Annotated in this window: 3 protein-coding genes and 1 pseudogene; all 4 read right to left on the minus strand. The window is 65.6% G+C overall.

Annotated elements, in window-relative coordinates:
• A pseudogene (locus AC5RW2_RS40145) lies at positions 1-266 on the minus strand (hypothetical protein); the annotation flags it as partial.
• Between the two features lie 77 nt (positions 267-343).
• A complete protein-coding gene (locus AC5RW2_RS40150; protein ID WP_494036931.1) occupies positions 344-586 on the minus strand; it encodes a tautomerase family protein in 243 nt (80 codons plus the stop codon).
• Positions 558-4,469, minus strand: a complete 3,912-nt coding sequence (locus AC5RW2_RS40155) for a non-ribosomal peptide synthetase family protein (protein ID WP_494075240.1) — start codon at positions 4,467-4,469, stop codon at positions 558-560. Before AC5RW2_RS40155 ends, AC5RW2_RS40150 begins: the two co-directional genes overlap by 29 nt.
• Before the next feature lie 29 nt (positions 4,470-4,498).
• On the minus strand, positions 4,499-5,387 hold an 889-nt coding region (locus tag AC5RW2_RS40160), incomplete at its 5' end, for an EamA family transporter (protein WP_494075241.1).

A 5,387-nucleotide genomic window follows, 5' to 3' on the forward strand; every position in this document is an offset into this window, starting at 1 on the left:
GCCATGGCCCCGAAGACCGGCGCCAGCGCGCCCTCCAGGCTGCCCAGGTAGCCCGCGGTCGGTGAACCGCCGACAATCCAGGCCTGCTCCGGCGCGGTGGCAAAACCAAGTCCAAGGGTCTTGTCCACGAACGCCCACAGGAACACCGATCCGAGCAGGATGCGCAGGACAGCCAGCGCTTTACGGGCCGGGGCGGCCAGAGGCGCCTGTACACGGGCCGCTTCGGTGGTGCGGCGCAGTTCCGGACGGGTAGTAACTGCCGTCATAAAATAACTCCTTTTCATACCCAGGCCGCCGGCGGGCGGCGGAACCAAGGGTCTGGGGGTTGAGGAGAGGAAGAGGGTTATTGCTTGGGGTAGTTGGGGTGCTTGATCACGTGCTCCGGGTGATCCTCCAGTTCGGGCCCGACCACCGTGGCATGCCATTGCTCGGGCTCGATTTCCTCCAGCGAGATGGAAACCACATCAGGGGAAACGCGCAGGCGGGTCGCTATGGTTTCAGTGAGCTCATTGGCAAGAGCCGTTCGCTCCTCGCCCGAGAGGGGGCAGGGGAAATATTTAATGTTGAGATGAGGCAAGGTTTTCACCAGCTTTCATGGGGCTCCCGGAAGCACCGGTATCCGATGCCTGGTCCAAGGAGCGGTCGTAGGTTGCGTGGTAGAGGGCACTGGCGAGTTCATCGACGCCCTGCTCCCGCAGGACGGCGTAGTGATCCTCGGAGAGGTCCACGATGCGCGGCTCACGCTCGGCGAAAGTGCCCGCCGATTCAATGAACGAGTAGTCGTCTCCGGCGGCCTTGAAGATGGTGATCGGGGCTGTGATCCGCCGGTCCAGCAGTTCGGAGAAGGTGTATTCGAACTCGAAGGTGCGCACCACGATATCGGTGATCCGGTTGATCGTATCGAGGGCCAGTTCCCGGCGGGCGTGCTGGATGAATTCGACGAACGAAACCCGGTCCCGGGTGGTGTCAACGCATTCATCGATCTGCGGGCCGACACTGGTGCCCAGGAAGACCGAGGCGAGGACTGTGACGAACCCGGGGTCGGTGAAATCGGCCGACCTGGCGCTCCGTTCACCGGATCCCTCCCGCAGGCTGGGATTGCCGGGGCAGATGAGCATGATCCTGTCGACGGTCTTGCCTGCCTGCTCCAGCTGCCAGGCCGCTTCGAAGGCAACCCGGGCGCCGAAGGAGTAGCCCCAGAGGGTGTACGGGCCCTCGGGCTGCAGCTTGAGCATCTCGGCGATGTCTGCTGAGGCCATTTCCTGGATCGTGGCAAACGGGGTTTCCCCGGCGTTGATGCCCCGTGCCTGGATCCCGAAGAACGGGCGCTGGGGCACGGCCTTTCCGGCCAGCTTCATCAGGTTCATCGGATAACCGCCCAGTCCCGGCCAGCAGTAGACGGGCCGCTGCTCGCTCTGCTGGTTCAGCGGAATGAACCGGGACGCGGCTGCAGCCGACTCCTGCCCCTGCGCCTGGTCGACCGTTTGGGCCAGGCCGGCGAGGGTGGGGGTGTCGATCAGGGCCCGCAGGGGAAGCTGGACACCGAAGATCCGCCCGATGCGGGAGATCAGCGTAATCGACATCAGGGAGTTTCCGCCGACGGCGAAGAAATCATCCTGCACCGACACGTCCTCGTACTTGAGCAGCTGGGCCCATTCGACGGCGAGGCGCTTCTCGGTCGGTGTGGACGGGGCCACGAAGTCCGTCGTCGACTGGGGCGAGGCGATCTGCGGGGCGGCCGCCAGGGCCTTCAGGTCCACTTTGCCGTTGGGGGTCAGCGGCAGCTCGTTGAAGACGACGGTGCGGTGCGGGACCATGTAGTCGGGCAGCGTCTGCTCCAGCTCTTCGCGGACCATCTCCGCCGGTCCCTGCATGTGCACGAGGTCCTCGTTCATGCCCTCGCTGGCGATCTGCTCGGCGGATACCTTGCCGCCGATGAAGAAGTAGGACGCTTCCACGGAGATCCCGTGGTGTTTGAGGATGTCCATGATCCGCCATGCCGCTGGCAGGGTATTGCCCGTCTTCGAGCTGTAACCCGAGGACATGAATCCCAGGCCGGAGAGTGTGCCATTGCGCTGGAGCCGGTGCAGGTAGCAGCCCAGCGTGGCATACCGGAGCCACTCGGGAACCTGGCCGGCCACGGCACTGATGCCAAAGCTGGAGCGGTCGAAGACGCGCTGGTTGATGGCGATGACGTGCTTGCGCTGGATCGTCTCCGATGCCACGGGCTCCAGGTCCTGCCCGTCCCAGGCGTAGGTTCCCGGCGCCATGCCGGGAACCTTTTTGCCCGGAATATTGACGAACAGCTCCACGTCGTCGAGATGGTTGGCGGTTCCCTCAACCACCTCAAAGGTGCCCAGGTAGTGATCCTCCTCGAGGGCACCGCACTGCGCTTTGGCGCTTTCGTCGAAGCCGTGCGGGGCGACCGTGCGGCCGAAGGGGGCCAGCCCGTCCTGCAGCGCGCCCAGCAGGTGGCCTGCCTCGAACTCCATGACCTCGAGGATGTTGTTCTTATAGACCGGCTCGATCGCGCCGGTCTTGCCGATCAGGTGGATCCGGATCCCGGGAGAGCCCGGGCGGCCCGAGGCTGGGGTGGCCAGCTGCAGCCTGTGCAGTTCCGGATGGTAGTAGTAGATGCCGTCGGCGATGCCGTCCTGTCCCTGCAGCTCGAGATAGGTCTGCACGGCGTAGAGGGCTCCGGGCGAGGCATAGGAATACTTGGGCAGCAGCCGCTCGGGGCTGGTGAACTGTCCGATCCAGCGCAGCGCGTAGCCCAGATCCGCCACGGGACCCTCGGCGGACCGGTCGGCGAGGGCGGTGATCTGCCCGGCCTGGGCCAGGAAGGCCTGCAGCTCGCCCTCGGCCAGCGGTCCGCCGTCGTAGAACCGGTAGGTCTTGCGGGCGAAAGCCGCGGCCCGCAGTTCCTCTCCGTCCCGGCCGGGCAGTTCGATACCGTCGGTGAGATCGGTGCGGATGCCGGGGTTGGACAGCTGCGCCTTGACCTGAAGCTTGTTCTGCTTGGACTGGTGGTGGGCGCCGTGGTTGCCCTGGTCCATCAGCGCGGCCTCATTCGGGTTCATCTCCACGCACGCCACCAGCTCCGGATTGCCGGTGCGGGCGTTGGTGGTGACCACGGCCGCGGCCCGGCGCACCCACTGGTGGTGCTCGATGGCCGAGGCGATCTCCTCCAGTTCCACCCGGTAGCCGCGCAGTTTCACCTGGTTGTCCGAGCGGCCCTGGAAGTAATACAGCCCGTTGGCGTTCCGACGCACAACGTCGCCGCTCTTATAAAGGGTTCCGGTGCCGGCGGGGTCTTGGATGAACCGTTCGGCCGTCTGGTCCGGATTGTTGAGGTAGCCGCGGGACAGCTGGATTCCGCCCATGTACAGGTCGCCCGGCTCACCGTCCGCCACGGGTTTCAGGTCCTCGTCGAGCAGAACGCAGCGGATCCCGGGAACGGGCTGCCCAATCGGCACGGACACGTCCGCCCCGTCCAGGTCCGCGCCGGTCACCGTGTGTGCCAGCGCATTGATGGTGGTCTCGGTCGGCCCGTACAGGTTGGTCAGCGAACACCAGGAAAGGGTCTCGAGGAACTGCTTGGCCAGCGGCTTCGACAGGGCCTCACCGCCGCAGTAGACGCTCTGAAGCGAGGTGCAGGCGTCGAAGCCTTCGGTTTCCAGCAGGGCCTGCAGCAGCGTCGGAACACACTGCAGGTGGGTGACCGAGTGGCGACCGATCATTTCCACCAGCCCGTAGGGGTTCCGGTAGAGCTCCGGGGCGCCCATCACGGCGGTGGCGCCGGCGGCCGGGGCCAGGATCTCCCACTGGGCCGCATCGAAACTCATGGGCGTCTTCTGCAGAATCCGTACTCCCGGCTGCAGATGACCCTGGTCGCGCAGCCACTCCAGCTGGGCCACGATGCTCCGGTGCTCGATCATGACCCCCTTGGGCCGTCCGGTGCTTCCCGAGGTATAGATGCAGTACGCCAGATTCCGGCCCGTGGCCGAAACAGGCGCCGCGGCTTCCTGTGCAGTCCGGCTGTCATTCAGGGTGAGCACCTGGGTGCCGTCCGGAGCAATTTCGCGGATGCGCCCGATCAGATGCTGCTGGGTCAAAACCAGCCGGGTACCGCTGTTCTCCAGCATGTACCGCAGGCGGTCGTCCGGGTAGTCGGTGGCCAGGGGCAGGTAGGCGGCGCCGGAGAAGAGGGCTCCCCAGACCAGCAGCGGCAGCTCCGCGCCGGGTTCGGCGAAGATTCCGACCGTCTCGTCGGGTGCAAGACCGGCGGAGCCGATGAGCGAGCCCAGGGAACGGGCTTCGGCAATGAGCTGGCCGAAGGACACCTCGTCTTCTCCGGCCACGATCGCACAGGCCTCGGACTGCCGGCGCGCTTCTTCCAGAAGCATCCCGGGCAGGGTGTTGATGTGGTTGTTCTCAGCGGAGGGGGAATTGGCTGACTGAACGGACACTATTGCTCCTGAAACAGATAATGGGGGACTTAGGCGCTGACGAGAACGCGTTTCCGGGGCTTCGGCTGCTGGCGGCGGCTGTAGAGCTGCACCGCGACAATTGCACCGACGATGGCGAGGGCTCCGACGATCTGGGCGAGGGTCAGGGTCTCACCGCGGAAGATGAGCCCCAGGAAGGTGGCCACCAGGGGGCTGCCAAACGAGAGGAAGGACACCGCGATCGCGGGCAGCCGCTCGATGCCGCGGAACCAGAGGGCGTAGGCCACCAGTGCACCGATCAGGCCAAGGTAAACGTAGCCGGCGATATTGGCCCCGGTCAGGGATGCGGGCAGGCCCTCGGTCACGAACATGACGGGGGTGAGGACCAGCCCGCCGAAGGCCAGCTGCCAGCCGGTAAAGCCCAGATTTCCCATACCCTCGGGCCGGCCCCACATCTTGGTCAGAACTATGCCGGCACCCATGGAGACCGCTCCGGCCACGCCCGCGAGCACCCCGGCCGTGTTCAGGGCCGCTTCCGAGTTGAGCACCAGCAGCGCCATCCCGCCGATCACCGCGGCACAGGCCATGAGGTGCACCGGCTGCGGACGCTGCTTCAGGACGAGGTAACCCAGCACCAGAACAACGATCGGCTGGACCGATCCCAGCAGGGCAGCCACACCGCCGGGCAGAAGGTACGCGGCGACGAACAGGAAGTAAAAGAAACCGCCGATGTTGAGGATCCCCAGAATCAGCGTCTTCCACCACCAATGGCCGTGCACCATAGAGCGGGTAAACAGGATCAACAGCAGCCCCGCAGGCAGCGCCCGCAGCAGCGAGGCCAGCAGCGGCCTGCCCTCGGGCAGAAGCTCGGAGGTCACGATATAGGTACTGCCCCAGACCGCCGGCGCAATGAAGGTGACCAGCGGAGTCAAAAACGAC

The organism is Arthrobacter sp. B0316-1-20 (assembly GCF_059091865.1).